The organism is Leeuwenhoekiella palythoae, from assembly GCF_020310025.1.
GTDB lineage: Bacteria > Bacteroidota > Bacteroidia > Flavobacteriales > Flavobacteriaceae > Leeuwenhoekiella > Leeuwenhoekiella palythoae.
In genome coordinates this window covers 3966516-3988500 of sequence record NZ_CP084318.1, presented here as the reverse complement: position 1 = coordinate 3988500, position 21985 = coordinate 3966516, and the positions used below count along the sequence as shown (strand labels likewise).

The 21985-nt window shown below is 39.1% G+C and carries 23 protein-coding genes; 16 read left to right on the top strand and 7 right to left on the bottom strand.

The features are described 5' to 3' along the window. Nucleotides 1–25: 25 nt before the first annotated feature. From ligA to LDL79_RS17140, 3 genes are all read left to right on the top strand, one after another. Nucleotides 26–2023: an NAD-dependent DNA ligase LigA gene (gene ligA / locus LDL79_RS17150; protein ID WP_225598635.1), complete on the top strand. Its 1998-nt coding sequence runs from the start codon at nucleotides 26–28 to the stop codon at nucleotides 2021–2023. Nucleotides 2024–2212: 189 nt separating this feature from the next. After that, nucleotides 2213–2902 (top strand): hypothetical protein, encoded by a 690-nt coding sequence (locus LDL79_RS17145; protein ID WP_225598634.1) that lies wholly within the window; start codon nucleotides 2213–2215, stop codon nucleotides 2900–2902. Between the two features lie 23 nt (nucleotides 2903–2925). Further along, nucleotides 2926–3633 (top strand): hypothetical protein, encoded by a 708-nt coding sequence (locus LDL79_RS17140; RefSeq protein WP_225598633.1) that lies wholly within the window; start codon nucleotides 2926–2928, stop codon nucleotides 3631–3633. Here LDL79_RS17140 and LDL79_RS17135 read toward each other — a convergent pair. Continuing rightward, entirely contained in the window at nucleotides 3630–4538 is a 909-nt protein-coding gene (locus LDL79_RS17135) for a bifunctional metallophosphatase/5'-nucleotidase (RefSeq protein ID WP_225598632.1), read from the bottom strand. The two genes, LDL79_RS17140 and LDL79_RS17135, sit on opposite strands and share 4 nt — an antisense overlap. A 2-nt stretch (nucleotides 4539–4540) precedes the next feature. Further along, nucleotides 4541–5290, bottom strand: coding sequence for a 5'-nucleotidase C-terminal domain-containing protein (locus LDL79_RS17130; RefSeq protein WP_225598631.1), 750 nt, complete (start codon nucleotides 5288–5290; stop codon nucleotides 4541–4543). 66 nt (nucleotides 5291–5356) lie between these two features. On the opposite strand from LDL79_RS17130, the gene LDL79_RS17125 reads away from it, so the two are divergent. The 13 genes from LDL79_RS17125 to LDL79_RS17065 all read left to right on the top strand — a co-directional run bounded on the left by LDL79_RS17125 (nucleotide 5357) and on the right by LDL79_RS17065 (nucleotide 17757). Then, on the top strand, nucleotides 5357–5875 hold the full coding sequence (locus LDL79_RS17125) for a DUF6913 domain-containing protein (RefSeq protein WP_225598630.1): 519 nt from the start codon (nucleotides 5357–5359) through the stop codon (nucleotides 5873–5875). 1 nt (nucleotide 5876) lies between these two features. After that, the gene (gene dapA / locus LDL79_RS17120) at nucleotides 5877–6758 is read left to right on the top strand and encodes a 4-hydroxy-tetrahydrodipicolinate synthase (RefSeq protein ID WP_225598629.1); all 882 of its coding nucleotides are present in this window, start codon (nucleotides 5877–5879) and stop codon (nucleotides 6756–6758) included. A gap of 51 nt (nucleotides 6759–6809) precedes the next feature. After that, entirely contained in the window at nucleotides 6810–7601 is a 792-nt protein-coding gene (locus LDL79_RS17115) for an outer membrane protein assembly factor BamD (RefSeq protein WP_225598628.1), read from the top strand. Nucleotides 7602–7619: 18 nt separating this feature from the next. Then, nucleotides 7620–7943, top strand: coding sequence for a DNA-directed RNA polymerase subunit omega (locus LDL79_RS17110; protein ID WP_072982370.1), 324 nt, complete (start codon nucleotides 7620–7622; stop codon nucleotides 7941–7943). Nucleotides 7944–7946: 3 nt separating this feature from the next. Beyond that, nucleotides 7947–9158 (top strand): bifunctional phosphopantothenoylcysteine decarboxylase/phosphopantothenate--cysteine ligase CoaBC, encoded by a 1212-nt coding sequence (coaBC, locus tag LDL79_RS17105; protein ID WP_225598627.1) that lies wholly within the window; start codon nucleotides 7947–7949, stop codon nucleotides 9156–9158. Beyond that, nucleotides 9151–10041 carry a type IX secretion system protein PorD gene (porD, locus tag LDL79_RS17100; RefSeq protein WP_225598626.1) on the top strand — a complete coding sequence of 297 codons (891 nt, stop codon included), beginning with the start codon at nucleotides 9151–9153 and terminating at the stop codon, nucleotides 10039–10041. Before coaBC ends, porD begins: the two co-directional genes overlap by 8 nt. 184 nt (nucleotides 10042–10225) lie before the next feature. Then, on the top strand, nucleotides 10226–11881 hold the full coding sequence (gene recN / locus LDL79_RS17095) for a DNA repair protein RecN (RefSeq protein WP_225598625.1): 1656 nt from the start codon (nucleotides 10226–10228) through the stop codon (nucleotides 11879–11881). Between the two features lie 36 nt (nucleotides 11882–11917). Next, the gene (locus LDL79_RS17090; protein ID WP_167596894.1) at nucleotides 11918–12742 is read left to right on the top strand and encodes an enoyl-ACP reductase FabI; all 825 of its coding nucleotides are present in this window, start codon (nucleotides 11918–11920) and stop codon (nucleotides 12740–12742) included. A gap of 97 nt (nucleotides 12743–12839) precedes the next feature. Beyond that, complete coding sequence (locus LDL79_RS17085) at nucleotides 12840–13838, top strand: glycosyltransferase family 2 protein (RefSeq protein ID WP_225598624.1); 999 nt, start codon at nucleotides 12840–12842, stop codon at nucleotides 13836–13838. Between the two features lie 21 nt (nucleotides 13839–13859). Beyond that, nucleotides 13860–14804, top strand: a complete 945-nt coding sequence (locus LDL79_RS17080; protein WP_225598623.1) for a CdaR family protein — start codon at nucleotides 13860–13862, stop codon at nucleotides 14802–14804. Nucleotide 14805: 1 nt separating this feature from the next. Continuing rightward, nucleotides 14806–15399: a dephospho-CoA kinase gene (gene coaE / locus LDL79_RS17075; RefSeq protein ID WP_225598622.1), complete on the top strand. Its 594-nt coding sequence runs from the start codon at nucleotides 14806–14808 to the stop codon at nucleotides 15397–15399. A 65-nt stretch (nucleotides 15400–15464) separates the two neighbouring features. Beyond that, nucleotides 15465–17036, top strand: a complete 1572-nt coding sequence (locus LDL79_RS17070) for a sensor histidine kinase (RefSeq protein WP_072982362.1) — start codon at nucleotides 15465–15467, stop codon at nucleotides 17034–17036. A 4-nt stretch (nucleotides 17037–17040) separates the two neighbouring features. Then, nucleotides 17041–17757 (top strand): response regulator transcription factor, encoded by a 717-nt coding sequence (locus LDL79_RS17065; protein WP_009780011.1) that lies wholly within the window; start codon nucleotides 17041–17043, stop codon nucleotides 17755–17757. A 27-nt stretch (nucleotides 17758–17784) separates the two neighbouring features. Here LDL79_RS17065 and miaA read toward each other — a convergent pair whose 3' ends face one another. Genes miaA through LDL79_RS17040 form a run of 5 tightly spaced genes read right to left on the bottom strand, consistent with a single transcriptional unit; the run spans nucleotide 17785 to nucleotide 21965 of the window. Then, nucleotides 17785–18693 (bottom strand): tRNA (adenosine(37)-N6)-dimethylallyltransferase MiaA, encoded by a 909-nt coding sequence (gene miaA / locus LDL79_RS17060; protein ID WP_225598621.1) that lies wholly within the window; start codon nucleotides 18691–18693, stop codon nucleotides 17785–17787. After that, nucleotides 18686–19531 (bottom strand): ion transporter, encoded by an 846-nt coding sequence (locus LDL79_RS17055; protein WP_072982360.1) that lies wholly within the window; start codon nucleotides 19529–19531, stop codon nucleotides 18686–18688. The genes miaA and LDL79_RS17055 overlap by 8 nt, the downstream gene beginning before the upstream one ends. Then, the gene (locus tag LDL79_RS17050; protein ID WP_225598620.1) at nucleotides 19528–19893 is read right to left on the bottom strand and encodes a hypothetical protein; all 366 of its coding nucleotides are present in this window, start codon (nucleotides 19891–19893) and stop codon (nucleotides 19528–19530) included. Before LDL79_RS17050 ends, LDL79_RS17055 begins: the two co-directional genes overlap by 4 nt. 3 nt (nucleotides 19894–19896) lie before the next feature. Further along, nucleotides 19897–21273 (bottom strand): exonuclease domain-containing protein, encoded by a 1377-nt coding sequence (locus tag LDL79_RS17045; RefSeq protein ID WP_225598619.1) that lies wholly within the window; start codon nucleotides 21271–21273, stop codon nucleotides 19897–19899. A gap of 32 nt (nucleotides 21274–21305) precedes the next feature. Further along, nucleotides 21306–21965, bottom strand: coding sequence for a YggS family pyridoxal phosphate-dependent enzyme (locus tag LDL79_RS17040; RefSeq protein WP_072982356.1), 660 nt, complete (start codon nucleotides 21963–21965; stop codon nucleotides 21306–21308). Nucleotides 21966–21985 lie beyond the last annotated feature (20 nt).

Here is a 21985-nt window from a genome sequence, read left to right as displayed (position 1 = left end):
TACCAACTTTGACAAACTACTAGCTATGACCACTCAAGATAAAATTGAAGCTTTACGCGCAGAACTGCGACAGCATAATTATAATTATTACGTGCTAGATCAGCCGCAGATTGATGATTATACTTTTGATCAAAAATTAAAGGAGCTGCAAGAATTAGAGTCAAAGCATCCTGAGTATCACGATCCAAACTCTCCAACCTTGAGAGTAGGTGGGCAAGTGACTAAAAACTTTGCTACGGTCAAGCATCAATATAGAATGTATTCGCTAGACAATAGCTATTCTCAGGAAGATCTTGAAGATTGGGAGCAACGCATTAAAAAGTTGGTTGACGGAAAGGTAGAATACGTGTGCGAACTTAAATACGACGGTGCTTCTATAAGTTTAACTTATGAAAACGGAGCTCTTGTACGCGCGGTTACGCGAGGAGACGGTACGCAGGGAGACGATGTCACCAATAACGTAAAAACCATACGCAGTGTTCCATTAAAACTGAAAGGGGATTACCCTGATAAATTTGATATTCGTGGGGAGATCGTGTTGCCATTAGCTGGTTTTGCCGCAATGAACGCAGAACGGGTAGAAGCCGGTGATGAGCCGTATAGCAACCCAAGAAATACAGCTTCGGGGAGTTTGAAACTTCAGGACAGTGCTGAGGTGGCTAAGCGTCCGCTAGAATGTTTGTTGTATAGTATCGTAGGTGAAAATCTCAATTTTGACTCGCAGTTTGAAAGTCTTGAAAAAGCCCGAAGCTGGGGATTTAAAGTGCCCGATGTTGCTAAAAAAACCGCATCAACTGCAGAGACTTTTGAATTCTTGAATTATTGGGATGAGCATCGTCATGATTTGCCTTATGAGACTGACGGTGTGGTGATCAAAGTAAACAGTTTTAGACAACAGGAAGAATTAGGATTCACTGCAAAAGCGCCGAGATGGGCGATGGCCTATAAATTTAAAACGGAACAAGCAGAAACCGTTCTTGAGAAAATAACTTATCAAGTGGGGCGTACGGGAGCAATTACTCCGGTAGCGAATTTAGTTCCGGTGCAATTGGCAGGGACTATCGTAAAACGCGCCTCGCTGCACAATGCAGATCAGATTGAAAAACTAGATGTACGTGAAGGAGATAGTGTTTATGTTGAAAAAGGAGGGGAGATCATTCCTAAAATTGTTGGGGTTGATTTTGAAAAACGTGATCCTGATTCTGCGCCCACAACCTATATTGATACTTGTCCTGAATGTGGAACGCCGTTAGTGCGTCAAGAAGGGGAAGCGCAGCACTATTGCCCGAATGATACGGGATGTCCACCGCAAATCATAGGTAGAATTCAGCATTTTATCTCACGTAAAGCAATGGATATAGAAGGGCTTGGCGGGGAAACGGTTGCTTTGTTGGTAAATGAAGGTTTGATTAAAAATTACGCTGATTTATATACCTTAAAAAAAGAGCAAATCCTGCCTTTAGAGCGAATGGCTGAAAAATCTGCTGATAATCTTATTAAAGGTATCGAAGCTTCAAAACAAGTGCCTTTTGAGCGCGTGCTTTTTGGATTGGGAATACGCTATGTGGGAGAAACCGTTGCGCGAAAACTGGCAAAACAATTTAAAAACATAGATGCGCTTGCGGCTGCTACTGAAGAAACTTTAATTGCGGTTGATGAAATTGGTAATCGCATTGCGCACAGTGTTGTCGCATTCTTTTCAGATGCGTATGCGCAAGAGTTAATTGATAGATTAAAAGCGTATGGTTTGCAGTTGGAGCTTGATGCTGCGGTGTTAGAAAATCAAACGGAAAAGCTTAAAGGTCAAACTTTTGTGATTTCAGGTGTTTTTTCAAAAGTGTCACGTACCGAACTGAAAAAAATGATTGAAGATAATGGGGGAAAGGCTTCAGGTAGTATTTCTTCAAAAACAAACTATTTAGTTGCCGGTGAAAATATGGGTCCTAGTAAATTGCAAAAAGCCGAGTCTTTAAATGTGCCTATTATCTCAGAGGATGACTTTTTAGAAATGTTAGAACAATAAATTAGGTGTGAATTTAAACTTTTTCGAGAGCGCAATTAAGCTAGCCTTGTACTTGTACTTTTATATTAAAACTGTTTGAATTTTCAATTTTGTCGGTCATATTGAAACAAATACTTTGTGAGTAAGACAGATTCCTTAATTTTTAAATTAAAAAGCGATTGAATCCAAATCGGCTTCTAAACATTGTAAATGAAATACAAATACCTTCTGCTTGCATATCTCTTACTGGGGTTTTTAGAAGTTTTTTTACCTGATCGCTTTTTCAATCTTGCGGTGTCTTTGCGACCGATTAATGTGGCGATAATCTACTGTTTTTATGTAGGCAATACGAAACAGCATAATTATTTGTTGCTTTTTTATTTGGTATGTGAACTGTTAAATGAAATTTTCTTCTTAATTGATTTTACAAAGTATTTTACGCTTGTGCTTAGTTGTTACAGTATCGCGACTTTTACGATGATCTATCATTTATGGCCGGTTTTAAAAAGTTCAGCAAATAAAGCTGATGCTGTAGATTGGTTGCGCCCCAGTTTAGGTTTACTGGCTATATTTTATATGTTCTGGAGGTTAAGTCTGATGGTGTTTGATGAATTGCCCAATAATTCTATATTTTTTGTAGGGGTACTAGCTTTGGTCTGCTGGTCTGTCTTTTGTTTTCTGGTTCCGGTTAAAAACAAGCATCCAGACAATTTTGCTCTGTATTTTATGGGTGGAGCTATGGCAGTAATGGCGCCTTCAATGTTTATCTATGAATTTATCTGGACTTTTGAAGTGATTTTGTATTTCTCCTTGCTGTCTATGTTGCTTTTTAAAATTTTCTTAGTTTGGTATCTAATTCAATTTAAATATATTCTGCGTTCTCAAGAAGAGTATTTTTAGTGATAACACGCGTTTAAAATAGTATGGAATTACAACCTCTAAAATCGAATACTGTTCTTGTGAGTAGCGGTTTGGCTTGCGTGTTATTTATACTGTTATCCAGCGTTACCTCAAAAGTTGGGTATTATATTCAGCCCTTGTTTTATATAGGATTTTATCTGTATTATTTTTTGTCGTTACAACGTCATAATTACGTTTTTGCAATTTTTTTAATTTCGGCGTATATCGGAGAAGCTTTTTTGATCACAGATGTTCATCGCTATTTTGTTGAGATTGTGAGCATGTTTATTATCGCTGCCGCAGCTTTGCTTTATACCTTTTGGCCCATTCTTAAATTAAAGCCTAGAAAAATTACTAAAGCCATGCTTGTAGAGCCGGGCATAGGAACCCTATTTTGTATTTACACTATCATTTATCTAATGACGATGTATTACGATTTGATACCGAATAAATTTCTATTTGTATCTGGCACAATTTTACTTTTGGTATTTACGATTGTATGTTTTTTAATTCCCTTGCGCAATAGACACCCCAGTAATATGTATTTGTATTTAATAGGAGGAGGCTTGTTAATCGAAGCGATTTTGGCTTTTGTTTTTACCTACAGTATTTCTATTCCCATAATAGCTATTGGAGCCAAAATAGCAATTTGTGTGCATAAGGCTTGTGTGACCTTATACTGCGTTAGTATAGATCACGTACGAACTGATATGAGCTACGACGAATATTAGACCGTGATCGTCTTTGAAGTTGTTTTTACGGTCCCGGACGTGTCAAATTCAAAATCTATTCGACCTAGATTAATTCCGGCCCAACCCACTTGATTTACCAAAACATCTTCATCCTTAGCATTAGAAACAACCACTGGTTTGTCTAAAAAGGTATGAGTGTGTCCGCCAATAATCAGGTCGATTCCACTGGTTTTTTCAGCAAGTTTTAAGTCCGAAATTTTATCGTAACGATATTCGTAGCCCAAATGTGAAAGGCAGATCACTAAATCACAAGCTTCTTCTTCTCTTAAAATTCGGCTCATATCCTGCGCAGCTTCAACCGGATCTAGATATTGCGTTTCTTTACTTAATGCTTTGGTAACTAAACCTTCAAGCTGAATACCAACTCCAAAAACACCTATTTTAATTCCATCTTTAACAAAAACCTCATAAGGTTTGGTAAGCCCTTCCATCGCTGTATTGGTGAAATCATAATTGGCGCTAAGCATTTTAAAAGTTGCATTAGGCATTTGCGCTGCTAAGCCGCCAACGCCATTGTCAAAATCGTGATTACCTATCGTTGCCGCGTCATATCTTAAAAGGCTCATAAGTTTAAATTCTAACTCGCCACCATAAAAGTTGAAATACGGCGTACCTTGAAAAATGTCTCCGGCATCCAGAAGTAACGTATTCGGATTTTCTTTACGAATAGCTTCAATAAGAGTCAATCGTCGGGCTACTCCGCCTTGATTAGGGAAGGAAGCATCCTCGGGAGAAAAAGGGTCTATATGACTGTGCACATCGTTCGTGTGCAAAATGGTGATCTTTTTTGATTTTTCCGAAGCACCAAACAAGTCTAAACTTGGCATACCAGCAACTGCTGCCGTTGCGATCCCGGTTTGTTTTATAAATTTTCTTCTCTCCATAATTATTCCTTTGTAAATCTGTTGTCTCTTACCGGTGCTATGGTATCCTGAGTTTTAAAATAGTCTACTAAAATGCTGCGTATTTTATAATCCAAAACCTCCATACTCACAGGATCGCTGAAAAAAGTCATACCATCACCACCTTGTTGTAGATAATCATTGGTGGCTATAAAATAGGTCTGACCGTCTTTTACAGGTTCACCATTAATAGTTGTCTTGACTAAATTATTATCATCGTCAATACTGATTTTCATTCCGGCGATAGGATGCGCTTTACCAGATTTAAGGTACTCAAACATTTCGTTTACTTTATCGCTAGTAAGTTCTACGACCACAACGCTGTTTTCAAATGGCATCAAGTCAAAAGCGGTGCGCATCGTCACATCACCTGCATTCAGCGTAGAGCGAATTCCCCCGTGATTGAGTAAAACCGCATCGATGGTGTTACCGGTACGTTTTTCAAAAACAGGATTGCTCAATTCTAAAACGGCATCAGCCATCATATTCCCTAAAGCGGTATTAAAAGGTCCGTCGTTTTTTGACAAGCTTTGAGGCGCGTACGCTAGCACCGCACTCATTTCTGCATCAATGCGCGCTTTAAAAGGAGCCACATATTCTACAATAGCCGGATCACTTTTAATACTATCTGTTATAGGTATTTGCTTTCCGTCTATATGGGTTAAAGTCGCTTGAGAATCTTTGCAGCTAAACACGTGTAGCGTAAGGAAAAGGAGAATAAAATTTCTAAGCATTGAGGAATGAAATAAAAGATTTGCTTTGCGCTTTAATTAATTACATTTGCGCCAAAACAAATTTAGATGTTTTTAGACGGATTGAAGCACAATTTGGTTAAAACTAAGGTTAACAATTGGCTTGCTCAACCCACGACACATAAGGAAGTGGGGCATATAGCTAATGTGGTGATTTTGATTGAAGAGCGTTTTGTAAATGAAGGAAAAAACCTTCTGAAGCGCCTGGATAAGTTGACTCAATCTTCTGAAAATAAACTTGTTGTTTTTGCTGAAAAGCGTGCAGATCAGAGTGCTGAAGATTTACTCTATTTGAGTAAAAAGGACTTTAGTCTCTTTGGAAATTTAAAAAATGAAGCGGTAAAAAAACTAATCGAGCAACCTTTTGGTTTACTTATAAGTTATTACACTTCAGAAAATGTATTTTTGAATTTCGTTGCAACGCAATCAAAAGCAGCTTTTAAAGTAGGCATTGATCACAAAAACACAGCGATTAATGCGCTTACAATTCAAGTAGAAACTACTGATGTAGCTGCGTTTGAAACCGAATTAGTAAAGTATTTAAAATTATTAAAACGCATAGAATAGCATGCAGGAATTGAAAGGTACCGGTGTAGCACTAGCCACTCCATTTAACAGTGATCTAAGTGTAGACTTTGACGGTCTGGCAAAACTGGTAGAATATAATATAAACGGAGGTATAGATTATCTTGTGGTTATGGGGACTACTGCTGAGAACGCAACCTTAACCGCAGAAGAAAAAGATGCAGTGATCGCAAAGGTTATTGAGGTGAATGCAGGGCGTCTTCCGTTAGTGCTTGGAGTAGGAGGGAATAATACTTCGGCCATCGTAGCAGAATTAAAGGCGAGAGACTTATCTGCTTTTAAAGCTATTCTTTCGGTTTCACCGTATTATAATAAACCCACTCAAGTTGGGATCTATACGCATTACGAAGCAGTTTCCGCAGCTAGTGAAGTTCCGGTAATTCTTTATAATGTTCCGGGAAGAACAGGAAGCAACATGTTACCAGAAACCGTTTTGAAACTTGCAAACCAAGTAGAAAACATCATAGGGATCAAAGAGGCTGCCGGTGACATGGCGCAAATGATGCGTATAATAAAAGATCGTCCTGAAGGATTTTTAGTGATTTCAGGAGATGATTTATTGGCGTTACCTACGGTGACAGCTGGTGGTGATGGCGTGATCTCCGTTTTAGCTCAAGGTATTCCTAACCTTTTTTCACTTATGATTAAAGAAGGCTTGCACGACAATTATACCGAAGCTTATAAAAAGCATTACACGCTTATGCCTGCCACAGATTTAATATTTGCTGAAGGCAATCCCGCAGGAATTAAGGCTTTATTGGCTTTAAAGGGCGTTTGTTCTCCAGAGGTAAGACTGCCTTTAATGCAGGCCACCGAAACTTTACAGCAAAATATTGCAACATACCTGAGCGAGACTGGTCTTTAAGTTTTGTAATCCCTAGAAAAACCTTATTTTTGCCCGATGTTTTTAAGCTTAATGAAGAAAACAATTTTAGTCGTATTAGCAGTAATCACACTTGCATCTTGCAGTGAATATCAAGAAGCCCTGAAATCTGAGGATATGGGACTTAAATATGCATTTGCAGATTCACTTTATGATATAGGTAAATACCGTAAATCATTAAAACTGTGGGAGCAAATTGTACCTGCATATCGCGGTAAGCCACAGGCAGAGCGTGTGATGTACTTATATGCTGATGCTCACTTTCAAGTAGAAGATTATTATCTGGCCGGTTATCAATTTGACCGTTTTGTTTCGGCGTATCCTGATTCAGATAAGGCTGAAGAAGCGCAGTACAAAGCTGCTGTAAGTTATGCAGAGCTTTCGCCTAACTATCAGTTAGATCAATCTGAAACAGAAAAAGGACTTGACTATTTACAGCAGTTCATCACCGCATATCCAGATTCAGAATATGCTGCTGATGCTAACGAGCGTATCAAAGATTTAAGCGTAAAGCTTCAGAAAAAGTCTTATGAAGTAGCAAAAGGATGGCACAAGATTATGGAGTATCCTGCTGCAATTGCTTCATTTGATGACTTTTTATCAGATTATCCCGGTTCTCCTTTTCGTGAAGCTGCGTTTTTCTATAAATTAGATTCGCAGTATCAGTATGGTTCAAAAAGTATTAATGTACTTGTAAAGCCAAGATTAGAAGAAGCGATTGAAATGTATGAGACCTTAATACGTTATTTTCCTGAAGGAGAATATCGCACTGAGGCAGATGCTATAAAAGCAGATATTGACCAAATTTTAGAAAATTATTCCTAATTAAATAAAGCGAATATTATGGATGTTAAAAATCTAGATGCACCTGTAAATACTATCACTCACAACCGTAGTGAGATCGATGCTCCTACCGGAAACATCTATGAAGCGATTTCTATCATCGCTAAGCGTGCGACTCAGATCAATACAGAGATCAAAAGAGAGCTTCTAGAGAAATTAGATGAGTTTGCTACGTATAGCGACAGTCTAGAGGAGATCTTTGAAAATAAAGAACAAATTGAAGTTTCTAAATTCTATGAGCGTTTACCTAAGCCTCACGCTATGGCCGTTCAAGAATGGTTAGAAGATAAAATTTACTTCCGCGATACGACTACAAAAGAGTAGTTCATGTCAATATTAAGCGGTAAAAAGGTTTTACTTGGAGTAACCGCCGGGATAGCTGCTTATAAAGCGGCTTTTTTGGTTAGGGGCTTTATCAAAGCCGGCGCAGAAGTGCGTGTGGTTATGACGCCTGAGGCTAAGGAGTTTGTTACTCCTTTAACTCTTTCTACCCTTTCAAAAAATGAAGTGCTTTCTGCATTTACCCAAGAGGAAAATGAGAATGCCGTATGGAATAATCACGTAGAACTCGGCCTTTGGGCCGATTTCTTTGTTATTGCTCCAGCCACAGCAAATACGCTTGCTAAAATGGCTTCAGGTACTTCAGATAATTTGTTGTTAGCGACTTATCTTTCAGCAAAATGTCCGGTCTATTTTGCGCCGGCGATGGATCTGGATATGTACAAGCATCCCAGTACGCACAACTCCTTTGAGAAGCTGCAATCTTTTGGAAATATAATGATCCCGGCTACAAGCGGGGAGTTGGCAAGTGGTCTTGAAGGTCAAGGCAGAATGGCAGAACCTGAAGATATCGTGGCGTTTATAGAGGCCGACATACTTAGCCGCCTTCCGCTAAAAGATAAAAAAGTGTTGATCACAGCCGGCCCCACGTATGAGGCTATAGATCCTGTGCGGTTTATAGGGAATCATAGCAGTGGGAAAATGGGGTATGCACTCGCCGAAGCCGCAGCCAATTTGGGAGCTCAAGTTATCTTGATTTCGGGTCCTACGCATTTACAGCTTAAACACAATTTAATCAACCGAATCAACGTTACATCAGCAGCAGAGATGTTTGAAGAAGTAAAGAAGCACTACAAAACCGTTGATATAGCTATTGCTTCTGCTGCGGTTGCCGATTACAGGCCTGCTCTAGTGGCAGACCAAAAGATCAAAAAGAAAGCAGCTGCTTTAAAAATTGATCTGGAGCCTACAGCAGATATTCTGGCGTATATGGGCGCTGAAAAAAAGAAGCAGTTTTTGATAGGTTTTGCTTTGGAGACGGAAAATGAAGTGGCTAATGCTCAGGGAAAATTGCAGCGTAAAAATCTGGATTTGATCGTGCTGAATTCCTTAAATGATAAAGGCGCAGGTTTTAAAACCGAAACAAATAAAGTAACTTTCATCACAAAGTCTGGAGCAGTGCTTCCGCAGGAATTGAAACCTAAAGCAGAAGTCGCTCAAGATGTATTTGAACTCATACAACAATTACTTCATGCTTAGATCACTCGTTGTATTTTGCGCTTGCCTTTTAGCTGTTGCCGTGCAAGGGCAGGAGCTTAATTGTTCGGTGGTTATTAATGCAGAACAAACGGGGCAAAGCAACCGTCAGGTTTTTAGAACATTAAAAACGGAGTTGACGGAGTTTATGAACAATACAACCTGGACTGATCTAAATGTCAAGCAACAGGAGAAAATAGATTGTAGCTTAGTCATTATCGTTTCAAATATTGATTCTGATTATTTTACAGCCTCGCTTCAAGTGCAGTCTTCGAGACCCGTATTCAACAGCACATATACGACTCCAATTTTAAATTTTAATGACAAGCAATTCAATTTTAGATATACCGAATTTCAGCCTTTAAACTACAATCCCAATGTGTTTGATTCTAATTTGATCTCGGTGTTGGCATTTTATGCGTATACTATAATTGGTCTTGATGCTGCTTCGTACCAACTCAACGGCGGTGAGCCTTATTTTCAAGAGGCGACTCGAATAGTAAACACTGCACAACAACAGGTTACCGAAGGCTGGTCACCACAAAGCGGGACGCAAACGCGCTTTAGATTAAATAACGATTTGCTTTCTCCCAATTTTAGAACGTTTTCAGATATTATGTATGCATACCATCGCAACGGTTTGGATTATATGGCAGATAATCCGCGTGAGGCAAAGCAGGGTATCGCAGCAACCTTAGAACTGTTTGATCAAATGTATGCCAGCCGTCCTAATAATTTTTTAACACGGGTATTTTTTGATACGAAAGCAGAAGAGGTTTCTAAAATGTTTTCGAGCGGTCCTCAGGTAAACGTAAGCAATCTTATCTCTGTGCTCAACAAAGTGGCACCTACTAAATCTACGTTCTGGCAACAAATAAAATTGTAGCTAACACGCAACTATTCAGTGTGATAAGTTGGTTTTTTCTTGATGTGAAAAAATCATTAGGAAAGAGCAAAACTCTCAATACGTTTAAGCTAGATTTTCGATTAAACTCTTTTTATATTTGTCCTAGCACAGCAGATTACACAATGTTGACAAGCGTGCCTTAAACCTTAAAAAATTGCTTTAGTTGCTAACCCATTTACAGATTAAAAATTACGCTTTGATCGAAGCGGTAAGTCTAAATTTCAATGATGGATTTACGGTGATCACCGGGGAAACCGGCGCCGGGAAGTCTATACTTTTAGGGGCTTTAGGCTTGATTTTAGGCAAACGTGCAGACATCAGTAGCATCGGTAATCCTGATGAGAAATGCGTTATTGAGGCAACTTTTGATATTCATAATTACCAGCTCCAAAGCCTTTTTACTACAGAGGATCTAGATTACGAGTCGCAAACCATCATAAGACGTGAAATTCTTGCTAGCGGAAAAAGTCGTGCTTTTGTAAATGATACACCTGTAACGCTAAGTCAATTATCTGCGTTAGGAGTGCGTTTGGTTGATATTCATAGTCAACATCAAACTTTAGAAGTTACCGATGTGGATTTTCAATTTCAGGTTTTGGATGCTTTTGCTGAAAATGCAGAAACACTTCAATCCTATACACAACATTATAAAGACTTTAGAGGAAAAGAAAATCAGCTTAAAAAACTGATCAAGCAGAAGGACGAAGCACAGAAAGAAGAAGAGTACAAAAACTTTTTATTAGAAGAATTGCTCGCTGCCAATTTGAAGTCTGGCGAACAGGAGCAGCTTGAAGGCGCACACGATGCGTTAAATAATGTAGAGCAAATCACCGAAGGTTTAGCCGAAGCTTATCAAATTTTGAGTAGGGAAGAAGTTGGGGTTAATGAGATGTTGCTTTCAGCGAAATTACGCCTGTCTAAACTTTCTGGTTTTGGTCCAAAACTTAGTGAACTGAGCGAGCGATTAGACGCTGTGACCATCGAACTGGATGATATTTCCGAAGCGATAAATGACTTGGCTTCCGAAACAGAAGGCGATCCCGAAGAGCTAACCCGACTAGAGAACAGACTTAAATTACTTTTTGATCTTCAGAAAAAGCATCAGGTAGATTCTGTAGATGCTTTGATAGCTATACGCGATGGTTTAGATGATGAAGTGCAATCACTAAATAACTTAGATGAGTCTATTGCGCGATTAGAACGAGAGATTGGCGAGGCTCAAACCCAGTTAGACGTACTGGCGGGAAAACTGTCTAAAGAGCGGTCCAAAGCCATTAAACCTCTAACTTCAAAACTAGAGGCTATCCTAAGCAATTTGGGGATGCCCAACGCGCGTTTTGAAGTAAGTCTGGAGTCAAGTACTACATTTTTAGACAACGGTAAAGATGTACTTCACTTTTTATTTACAGCCAATAAAGGAATGCGTGCTCAAGAATTGAAAAAGGCAGCTTCCGGGGGAGAATTGTCACGTATCATGCTGGCTATAAAATCGGTATTAAGTGATTATGCCCAATTGCCTACGCTTATTTTTGATGAGATCGATACAGGGGTGAGCGGTGAAGTCGCTTTAAAAATGGGGCATATTATGCAAGCTATGGGCAACCGTATGCAGCTGATAAGCATTACGCATTTGCCACAAATTGCAGGTAAAGGAGCACAACACTTTAAAGTGTATAAAGAAGATGTTGCTCAAAAAACTACCACAGGAATACGAGTGCTTCCCAAAGAAGAGCGCATCGCTGAGTTGGCCGAAATGTTAGGCGGCAAGGCTTCTTCTGATGCAGCTTTTGATCACGCGAGACAACTTCTCAATGAATAAAACAGTATATTTGACCACTTAAATTAAACAACTATTATGTCCTATAATTTATTAAAAGGAAAACGAGGTATCATCTTTGGAGCACTTGATGAAAATTCAATCGCCTGGAAAACTGCAGAGCGCGTTCACGAAGAAGGAGGAACCTTTGTTTTGACCAATGCGCCAATTGCAATGCGTATGGGAAGCATTAATAAACTTGCTGAAAAAACAGGTTCAAAAATTATTCCTGCTGATGCAACTTCAGTTGAAGATCTTGAAAATTTAGTAGCAGGAGCTGTTGAAGAATTAGGTGGGAAAATTGATTTTGTACTGCATAGTATCGGGATGTCTATCAACGTGCGTAAAGGCCGTCACTATACAGATCAAAAATATGACTGGACGCAAAAAGGTACAGATGTAAGCGCGATGTCTTTTCATAAAACCATGCAGGTGCTTTATCAAAAAGATGCGATGAATGAGTGGGGGAGCATTGTAGCCTTGACGTACATGGCAGCTCAGCGTGTTTTTCCTGACTATAATGATATGGCAGATAATAAAGCATATTTAGAAAGTATAGCGCGTAGTTTTGGATATTTCTTCGGAAGAGATAAAAAAGTGCGTGTAAATACTATTTCTCAATCACCAACACCTACTACTGCCGGTCAAGGGGTTAAAGGATTTGATGGTTTCATCGCTTATGCAGATAAAATGAGTCCGTTAGGTAATGCAACCGCTCAGGATTGTGCAGACTATACGGTAAGTTTATTTTCAGACTTGACTAAAAAGGTTACGCTTCAGAACTTATTCCACGACGGTGGATTTAGTAATATGGGAGTTAGTGATGCTGTTATGGAAGCTTTTGTTGAAAAAGAAGAGCAATAATAGCTTAACTAACTAAGAATTTAAGATGTCCGTAAGTCTTCGACTTCGGGCATTTTTTTTAAAAGGGAATTGAGCTTTGAAGTTTTAATTGATTCAGATGAATGTACATTTTTCAATTGTTGTACCTGTTTATAACAGACCACAAGAAGTTTACGAACTTCTTGAAAGTTTGAAACATCAGGAATATAACAAACCTTATGAGATTGTTATAGTTGAAGATGGTTCCATTGAAACTTCAGAAGCCATTGTTAAGCAATTTCCTGAACTCAATTGCAGTTATTTTTTTAAAGAGAATTCCGGTCCCGGGGCGTCGAGAAACTATGGGATGCAACGTGCACAAGGCAATTATTTTTTAATCTTAGATAGTGATTGCGTGTTGCCGCCAGATTATTTACGGGCTGTTGAAACCGGATTAAAAGCAAAATTTACTGATTTTTTTGGTGGACCAGATGCTGCGCATCGCGATTTTACTACCCTGCAAAAAGCGATTAATTATGCGATGACTTCATTGCTTACCACCGGTGGAATTAGAGGCAGAAAGGAAGCGTCTAAAAAATTTGAACCGCGTAGTTTTAATATGGGCATTTCGAAAAAAGCTTTTGAAGCCTCTCAAGGTTTTGGTACCATTCACCCAGGTGAAGATCCTGACCTCACCCTTAGATTGTGGAAGTTAGGTTTTGAATCTCAATTGCTTTCTGATGCTTATGTGTATCACAAACGCCGTATTTCATGGTCTAAGTTTTATACACAGGTAAAAAAGTTTGGCACCGTGAGACCTATTTTGACGCAGTGGCATCCAGAATCGGCACGATTGACTTTTTGGTTTCCCAGTTTTTTTGTGCTGGGTTTAGTTGTTGCAATCCTTTTTGCATTAGCTGATATCGGCTTGCCTATATTGATGTATGCATTCTATTTTGCAGCCATTGCGATTCACGCTTCAATTGTCAATAAAAGTATTTTGATCGGGCTATTGAGCGTGTGGGCAGTTTTGGTTCAGTTTGCCGGCTACGGAAAAGCTTTTTTAGTATCGAAGATAAAAATCGGTTGGTTTAAAAAGGACCCGCGTGCAGAATATCCCCATTTATTTTTTGAGTAATTTTGAATCAAAAGCCTTGCGATGTCAGATAAAAAGAAGAAAAATAAAAATTCTAACCTAAGGGTTTTTCTTACCATTTTATTGGTAGTGGCTACGATTTCTGTGATGATCAAACTCAACCGAAACTTTAGTTTTTCGGTGAAAGTGCCGCTGACTTTTCAAAACTTAAGTGAGGATCAGATTCTTAAATCGGCCTCTGCAAATGAGGTCAAAGTGACTGGCAAAGCAAGCGGTTATGACTACTTTAAGTACCGATTTTTCTCTCAGCAATTTCCTATAGATCTTTCTCAACTTCAGAAAGCAAAAGGCAAAGCTTTTTATGTTTTCAATCCGGAAGACGATGCGTTACAAGGCAGTTTGACCGGAAGCGATATTACAGCGTTTCAGCCCGATACCGTATTTTTTGATTTGGATCGAAATTATGAAAAGCAAGTTGTTGTGATTCCTGATTATCAAGTGGATTTTGCGGCAGGATACGGTAGTCTTGAAGGTTTTAAAATTAAACCCGACACGGTCACAATACGCGGACCGCAGTCTGAAGTTGATACCATTACGCGTGTGTACACTGATGCGGTGCGTTTTGAGGAAGTGCGCAATTCGGTGGCAGATAGTTTAAACCTGCGCTTTGCATCAAACATTCCAATGGTAGAAATTCAGCCTAAAAAAGTGCTGTACTCGCTTTCGGTTGATAAGTTTACTGAAGGTAGTGTTTCTGTTCCTCTTCAGTTAATTAATGTTCCGGCTAATGTTACGGCAAAAGTGTTTCCGAAGCGCATAAATGTAATCTTTAATGTGAACTTAAGTAACTACGAACTGGTTAAGTCATCTGACTTTAAGGTGGTGGTAGATTTTGATCAGGTAGATGATTCTTCAACTTCGTTGACACCCGAGGTAAAAGAAGCTCCCGTTTATGTGCGCGATATTCGATTGAGCGAAAGCACGGTGCAATATTTATTAGTAAAATAAAATGAAAACAGTAGGAATCACCGGTGGAATAGGAAGTGGCAAAAGTACCATTGCCTCTTTTTTTAATTCTGAATTTAATATTCCGGTGTATTATGCTGATGCCGAAGCCAAGGCTTTAATGCATACCGAAGCACTGAAGGAAAAAATCATATCACTCTTTGGTGCTGAAGCTTATCAAGGTCAGAAACTCAATAGAAAATTTATTTCAGCCTTGGTTTTTAAAGATGAGCATTTGCTCGAGCAACTCAATAAAATTGTTCACCCTGCAGTAGGAGAACATTTTAAACAATGGAAAGAAGCGCAACACGCACCTTATGTGCTTAAAGAAGCTGCTATTCTTTTTGAAAATGGTACAGCGCAATCCTGCGATGCCATAATCCTCATAACTGCTCCGGAAGAAGTACGTATTCAACGTGTTTTAAAAAGAGATGAAACTTCAGTAGCGGCGATCAAGGACCGCATAAATAAGCAGTGGCCAGATGCTAAAAAGATTCCTTTGGCAGACTTTTTGATCGAGAACATAGACCTCGAAGAATCGAAAAAACAAGCTAGAGAAATACATCTTCAACTCTTGGGAGACCGCGTAAACACATAGCTTATTCTTGTTAACATTTGGTTAAACCACCAAAGTCCTAAATGTTAAAATCATACATTTGGGCTATGAATAAAAATCTATTTGTACTCCTCGTTGTGCTGATGAGCTTGTCTCTTATAGGCATCATATTTGTGCAGGGTTACTGGATCTCAAATAGTATTGAAGCAAAACGTGGTCAATTTGCTTTTAGTGCCAAACAAGTTCTCAAAGAAGTTGCTCGGGATATACAAATGAAAGAGGTGAACACCTGGTATAATCCTGTACTGCGTATGCGCGATAGCTTAGGAGTGCCTGATGATGTGAGTTTGTATGATCTGATCTACAAACAAGATGACTCGCTATCTAACGAATCGTATATTTTTAGAAACAGCATTGTTGAGCAAGATTATAAGCTGAGTGCGCCGGTTTTAGATTATGAGGTAGACAGCATCAAATTTAAACGCTACTTGCAGCGACAGTACACGCAGATCATTGATAAAAATGACCTTGACCGTTCTGAAGTTGATCGTACCACGGTGCTGACAAGAATGTCTGATCTAAGTGAGATAGAACGCTACAATATCGAGCAAGCGGTTATGTATATCACGCGAAAAATCCCTATTCATAAACGTGTTGAAGAAGCAGATTTGCAGCGTTTGTTAACGATGGAATTGGCAGAGCGCGATATGGATACCAATTTTGAATATGCGGTATACAGTAACAATTTAGTTACTAGCGTGCGCTCTAAGGATTTTGATTTGCAATCTCCAGAGCAAAACTTCAGCGTACCACTCTTTACTGATGTGGAAGGAAATAGCGACTATCAATTGGTGGCTAATTTTCCCGGAGAGAAGAAATTTGTTGTTTCTTCAGTAATAGGAATGGGAGGTTTGAGTATTCTGTTTACGTTGATTATTGTCATCGCTTACAGTAGTGCCTTGCAGCAGTTGGTAAAGCAACGTCAAATTTCAGAAATCAAAACCGATTTCATCAACAATATGACGCATGAGTTTAAAACGCCTATTGCAACGATCAACCTTGCTCTAGACGCTATAAAAAACCCAAAAATCAGCAGTAACCCGGAGGCATTGACACGCTATATGGGTATGATCAGGGAAGAAAATAAGCGAATGCACGCGCAAGTCGAAAATGTATTGCGCATCTCTAAGCTTGAGAAAAATGAGCTTGATATTAAGAAGGAACGCTTAAATCTTCACGATATCATCGAAGATGCGATAACGCATATTGAGTTGATCGTAGAGGACCGTCAGGGATATATCAATACGCATTTAGGAGCGGTGAAAACTTCGGTGTTAGCTAACGAGTCGCACTTTACAAATGTGCTGGTGAACATTTTAGATAATGCGGTGAAGTATTCTACAGATGTTCCTAAGATTGATGTATATACAGAGAACTTAAAAACGTTTATCCTGATTAAAATCAAAGATCAGGGCGATGGAATGACCAAACAAGTTCAGAAAAAAATATTTGACAAGTTTTATCGCGAGCATACCGGCGATATTCATAATGTAAAAGGACACGGCCTTGGTCTGGCTTATGCAAAACGTATCGTAGAGGATCACGCAGGTGAGATCTGGGTACAAAGCGATAAGGGCAAAGGCAGTACATTCATAATTAAATTACCACTAATATCTTAAACATATGGAAACTGAAAACAAAAAAATCCTACTCGTAGAAGACGATCCAAACTTCGGGACGGTGTTGAAAGACTATCTTTCAATGAATGATTATGACGTAACGCATGCCAAAAATGGTATGGAAGGTTTTGAGAAGTTTAAAAAAGACGACTTTGATCTTTGTATTCTTGACGTAATGATGCCGTATAAAGATGGCTTTACCTTAGCGAAAGAAATACGTGAGAAAAACGAGGATGTGCCTATTATTTTCTTAACCGCAAAAGCGATGAAAGAAGATGTACTTAAAGGGTACAAAGTAGGTGCAGATGACTATTTGAACAAGCCATTTGACAGTGAAGTATTGCTTATGAAGATCAAAGCGATTATGCTGCGCAAGGCTACAGATTCTGTTGCAGATAGTAAGCAATTTGAATTTCAGATCGGAAATTTCTTTCTGAATTCTAAACTGCGCTTTTTAACCTATAAAGACGAAGAGCCTAATAAACTTTCTCCCAAAGAAAACGAATTATTACGTCTTTTAGCCTTACACGAAAATGATTTGATGCCACGTGAATTGGCACTTACAAAAATATGGCGAGATGATAACTATTTTACTTCTCGTAGTATGGATGTGTACATCGCTAAACTGCGTAAATATCTTAAACGTGATGATACTGTAGAAATACTTAACATTCACGGAGAAGGTTTCCGTTTGGTTGTAAAGACCGAAGAAGAAAAATAAATACTAGTGGTAAAGAAAGTGCCTCTGCTAAAGAGGCACTTTTTCTTTTATCCTTTGTATAATTTCTTCAAAAGGTGTGTTGTAGTCAAACCAGACAATCGTCTCATCTTTGCGGTACCAGGTCAGTTGGCGTTTGGCAAACCTTCTGGTATTCTTTTTAATTTCTTCAATGGCAGTATCTAAGTCAAATTCTTCTGCGAAATAGCTGAACAATTCCCGGTATCCCACCGTTTGTAAAGCATTCAGTTCGCGCTTAGCATATAAGCCTTTAGCTTCCTCAATCAAGCCTTTTTCAATCATCACATCTACACGCTTGTTGATGCGGTCATAAATAAGTTGACGCCCTGCATTAAGACCGATTTTTAAAGTGTTGAAATGTCGTTTAACAGTGTTTCTTGCTAAAAATGAGGAATATGGTTTTCCTGTACCCAAACAAATTTCAAGCGCCCGAATAAGGCGTTGCTTATTGTGTAGATCAATTCTTTGATAATGTTCAGGATCTAAAGTTTGAAGTTGGTTTTGTAAGCTTTCAATACCTTCAGATTCTAATTGTTGAATAAGTATGCTTCGAATTTCTGGATCAACATCAGGAAATTTGTCTAAACCCTTGATAACAGCATCTACATAAAGTCCTGAGCCGCCTACCATAATTACCACATCGTGTTCTTTAAAAAGTGCTTCGATCTTGGCAAGTGCTTCCTGTTCAAAAAGCCCCACATTATATTCTTCTTCAACCGAAATATGCTGAATAAAATGATGCTTGGCTGCTGCTAGTTCGTCTTCATCAGGTACAGCTGTACCTATGCTCATTTCTTTAAAAAACTGCCTGGAATCTGCCGAAATGATTTCCGTATCAAAATGATTTGCAAGCTTTATTCCTAAAGCTGTTTTACCAATAGCGGTAGGCCCTACCACAGCAATAAGTAGTTTATTCATAATGCAAACTGTTTCCGCAGTTGTGACAATATTTAGCCGAATCTTGATGTTTTCTCGCTCCGCAATGGTGACAAACCTGAGTGTTCATATGCAATTTTTGTGGTTCAGGTTCTTTGCGTTCTCCTTTGGCCATCTCGGCGCTTACGATGCCTGTAGGTACAGCGATAATTCCGTAACCCACAACCATAATGACGGTAGCAATAAACTGCCCTAAAGCAGTCACTGGGGCAATATCTCCAAAGCCCACCGTTGTCAGGGTCACAATACACCAGTAAATACTTACCGGAATGCTTTTAAAACCGTGTTCTGGCCCTTCTACAATATACATCAAGGTGCCCGCAATGATCGAAAGAATCATTACCGCAAAAAGGAATACCAGAATTTTAGGTCTGCTGTCTCGCAAAGCACGCGCAAGCTTATTGCCTTCCCCAATGTATCGGGTAACTTTTAAAATTCTGAACACACGTAGCAAGCGCAGCGCACGTATCGTGAGCAAGGCGTTTGTGCCCACAATAAAAAACGACAGATACAACGGGATCGTAGAGATCAAATCGATTAAACCATAAAAGCTAAAAATGTAGGAGGATGGCTTTTTGATGGAAATTACGCGTAAAATATATTCGATCGTAAAGAAGATAGTAATGATCCATTCGCCTAAATAGAAATAATCACCGTATTGGGCCTGCATAGGAGCAACACTTTCTAGCATGACCAGAATGATACTCACGAAAATGAGAATGAGCAGCACCACATCAAAGGTCTTTCCGGCAGGAGTATCTGCTTCATAGATCACTTCATGTAGTCGTGTTTTCCAGGTATGTTTTTGGGGTTGTGTCAAAGAGTTACAGTTAATTCTTCAAGATTTTTAGCCAAGAGTTGCTTTCTGAATGCCGGTTTATATTCTAGTTCAATAGCGCCGTAAGAAGCACTAGCACCATATTTTGCAGTAGCTTTTTTCCCTTTTAAAATTGATACTTTCGCTAGAGCTGAAATAGGAATATCTTCAAAAAAATCATCTATTTTATAATATTTACCCTCAAGAAGCAACGCATATAAAGGGTCAGTTTTTTCAGTGGAAACTGAAACTTGACAAATAAGCTTTATTTGTTGAGAATCTGTATAATAATCGAGGTCGTTATCTTGAACAGAGCAACTTCCGAAAAGAAGAATTACCGAAAATAATAGTAGGCTTTTAATCATATCTTAATTTTCTAGTTCAGTCAGTTCCATAATTTTGATCACTTTTCGCGTACGCAAATAACTTTGAATTAAATGTCTGGCATCGCGGTTATCCTGCATCGGTGTGATGATGCGCTCTAAAATATCTAAGTTATTGATCTGAAAGTTCAAGTTATAAAAACCATAGCCTTTAAATTTTCCTTCTTCAATTAAAACCACACTGCGCTCATCAACAGAACGCCCGCGATCAATGATTAAAAAGTTCTTATTTTCAAAACTATGCTTGCTGATAAACTCAGTAACTCTGGCATTATAATCTGCTGCCGATTCTTCTCCCACGCAGGCGCCATCACAGGCTTTAATGGTATAGTTAAAGCAATTGCTATCGGTAGTATGAAGCCCCATTTTGCTTTGGCACAAGTTATATTCCACAAGCATTTTTTCTAAATATTGCTTTGCAGAATGACTGGTGGCAAAAGTCGTGATGTGCTCTTTTCTCGGGTCTGCTTTTTCCAACCGAAGGTTAATATACCCGGCTTCATCCCTGAATTGAACCAACTGACTTTTAAATTTTGTACGTCGCAGCGCCCGGTTATGTTTGGGTTTTATGCTCTTGATCTCCTCATTCTCCTTAAGAAGCGCTACAAGTTCGCTACCGGTCTCCTCGTAGCTCACGGCCTCAACTTCCTCTTGAATCTTTTTAGACTTGCGGTTATCGCTTGTGAAATGCTGATTCACCCGCTTTTTGATGTTGCGGCTCTTGCCGATATAAATAACCGAGCCATTTGCGTTATGCATATAATAAACGCCGGTGCTGCTGGGCAGGTCTGCAATTATATCCCGAAGCTTTGTATCAATTTGCTTTTTAGGATTCAGTTTGATCGCTTCTTGTATAATGGTCTTTTTACTGTCTTTTGCTAGCAGTAATTTGAACAACTTTACCGTAGCTAAAGCATCTCCATTAGCCCGATGTCGATCGGTAATCGGGATGCCTAAATTTCTTACGAGTTTACCTAAACTGTAACTTTCTTGCCCCGGAAGCAACTCTTGCGCGAGTTCTACCGTACATAAACTTTTGCGCTGATAATCATATCCTAGTCGGTCAAACTCTAATTGTAAAATGCGGTAATCAAACTGCGCATTATGCGCTACAATGATACAATCCTGAGTGATCTCGATGATGCGTTTGGCCACCTCATAAAACTTTGGGGCATTGCGCAACATCGCGTTATTTATACCCGTAAGTCCTACAACAAAAGCTTGTATAGGCCGCTCAGGATTTACCAGACTGATAAATTGATCAACTACTTGATGACCGTCAAATTTGTAGATAGCAACCTCGGTAACTCCTTCTTCATTGTATTTTCCTCCGGTAGTTTCTAGATCGAGAATTGCATACATAGGCCGTGTAGCGCTAGTTTTATAATTAGTATTTAGTTGTAGTTGCGGGCACCAAAGATCGCGCTTCCCACACGTACCATAGTGCTACCATGTTCAAGAGCAAGTTTGTAGTCACCGCTCATTCCCATAGAAAGCACGCTAAAAGCATACTGCTCTTTAAAGGTATTGTAAATTTTCTCAAGTTGGGCAAATTCGCGCTTAATCTGCACTTCATCGTCAACAAACGAGGCCATCCCCATTAGACCTACAATATTTACATTAGGATACTGGGCAGCCTTATTTTCTTCTAAAAACGCTTTGGCTTCTTCAGGCGGCATCCCAAACTTACTATCCTCTTCGGCAATTTTTACCTGAAGTAATACATCAATGACGCGTTCATTCTTTTTCGCTTCTTTATTGATCTCTTTAAAGAGTTTGAGTCGGTCTGCACTGTGAATTAAGTTGACGTAAGGCGCCATATACTTAACCTTATTGGTCTGTACGTGACCTATCATATGCCACTGAATGTCTTTAGGAAGCGCTTCCCACTTGTCGGTCATTTCCTGTATTTTGTTTTCACCAAAAATACGCTGACCGGCATCGTAAGCTTCTTGTAGATCCTCGTTAGGTTTGGTTTTAGAAACCGCTACGAGGGTGACTTCTTTCGGTAATTCAGATTTGAATTGTTTTAGGTTCTGCGTTATATCAGCCATAAATTACTGTGCTTTCACAA

What these genes read in the sequence shown, in the direction of transcription:
- LDL79_RS17130 (WP_225598631.1), bottom strand. Translation starts at nt 5,290, where the DNA reads ATGCTTAGAAATTTTATTCTCCTTTTCCTTACGCTACACGTGTTTAGC.
- LDL79_RS17085 (WP_225598624.1), top strand. Translation starts at nt 12,840, where the DNA reads ATGAATGTACATTTTTCAATTGTTGTACCTGTTTATAACAGACCACAA.
- LDL79_RS17070 (WP_072982362.1), top strand. Translation starts at nt 15,465, where the DNA reads ATGAATAAAAATCTATTTGTACTCCTCGTTGTGCTGATGAGCTTGTCT.
- LDL79_RS17125 (WP_225598630.1), top strand. Translation starts at nt 5,357, where the DNA reads ATGTTTTTAGACGGATTGAAGCACAATTTGGTTAAAACTAAGGTTAAC.
- LDL79_RS17090 (WP_167596894.1), top strand. Translation starts at nt 11,918, where the DNA reads ATGTCCTATAATTTATTAAAAGGAAAACGAGGTATCATCTTTGGAGCA.
- LDL79_RS17045 (WP_225598619.1), bottom strand. Translation starts at nt 21,273, where the DNA reads ATGTATGCAATTCTCGATCTAGAAACTACCGGAGGAAAATACAATGAA.
- dapA (WP_225598629.1), top strand. Translation starts at nt 5,877, where the DNA reads ATGCAGGAATTGAAAGGTACCGGTGTAGCACTAGCCACTCCATTTAAC.
- LDL79_RS17040 (WP_072982356.1), bottom strand. Translation starts at nt 21,965, where the DNA reads ATGGCTGATATAACGCAGAACCTAAAACAATTCAAATCTGAATTACCG.
- coaE (WP_225598622.1), top strand. Translation starts at nt 14,806, where the DNA reads ATGAAAACAGTAGGAATCACCGGTGGAATAGGAAGTGGCAAAAGTACC.
- LDL79_RS17110 (WP_072982370.1), top strand. Translation starts at nt 7,620, where the DNA reads ATGGATGTTAAAAATCTAGATGCACCTGTAAATACTATCACTCACAAC.
- ligA (WP_225598635.1), top strand. Translation starts at nt 26, where the DNA reads ATGACCACTCAAGATAAAATTGAAGCTTTACGCGCAGAACTGCGACAG.
- LDL79_RS17135 (WP_225598632.1), bottom strand. Translation starts at nt 4,538, where the DNA reads ATGGAGAGAAGAAAATTTATAAAACAAACCGGGATCGCAACGGCAGCA.
- LDL79_RS17065 (WP_009780011.1), top strand. Translation starts at nt 17,041, where the DNA reads ATGGAAACTGAAAACAAAAAAATCCTACTCGTAGAAGACGATCCAAAC.
- miaA (WP_225598621.1), bottom strand. Translation starts at nt 18,693, where the DNA reads ATGAATAAACTACTTATTGCTGTGGTAGGGCCTACCGCTATTGGTAAA.
- LDL79_RS17115 (WP_225598628.1), top strand. Translation starts at nt 6,810, where the DNA reads ATGAAGAAAACAATTTTAGTCGTATTAGCAGTAATCACACTTGCATCT.
- LDL79_RS17140 (WP_225598633.1), top strand. Translation starts at nt 2,926, where the DNA reads ATGGAATTACAACCTCTAAAATCGAATACTGTTCTTGTGAGTAGCGGT.
- LDL79_RS17050 (WP_225598620.1), bottom strand. Translation starts at nt 19,893, where the DNA reads ATGATTAAAAGCCTACTATTATTTTCGGTAATTCTTCTTTTCGGAAGT.
- LDL79_RS17145 (WP_225598634.1), top strand. Translation starts at nt 2,213, where the DNA reads ATGAAATACAAATACCTTCTGCTTGCATATCTCTTACTGGGGTTTTTA.
- porD (WP_225598626.1), top strand. Translation starts at nt 9,151, where the DNA reads ATGCTTAGATCACTCGTTGTATTTTGCGCTTGCCTTTTAGCTGTTGCC.
- coaBC (WP_225598627.1), top strand. Translation starts at nt 7,947, where the DNA reads ATGTCAATATTAAGCGGTAAAAAGGTTTTACTTGGAGTAACCGCCGGG.
- LDL79_RS17080 (WP_225598623.1), top strand. Translation starts at nt 13,860, where the DNA reads ATGTCAGATAAAAAGAAGAAAAATAAAAATTCTAACCTAAGGGTTTTT.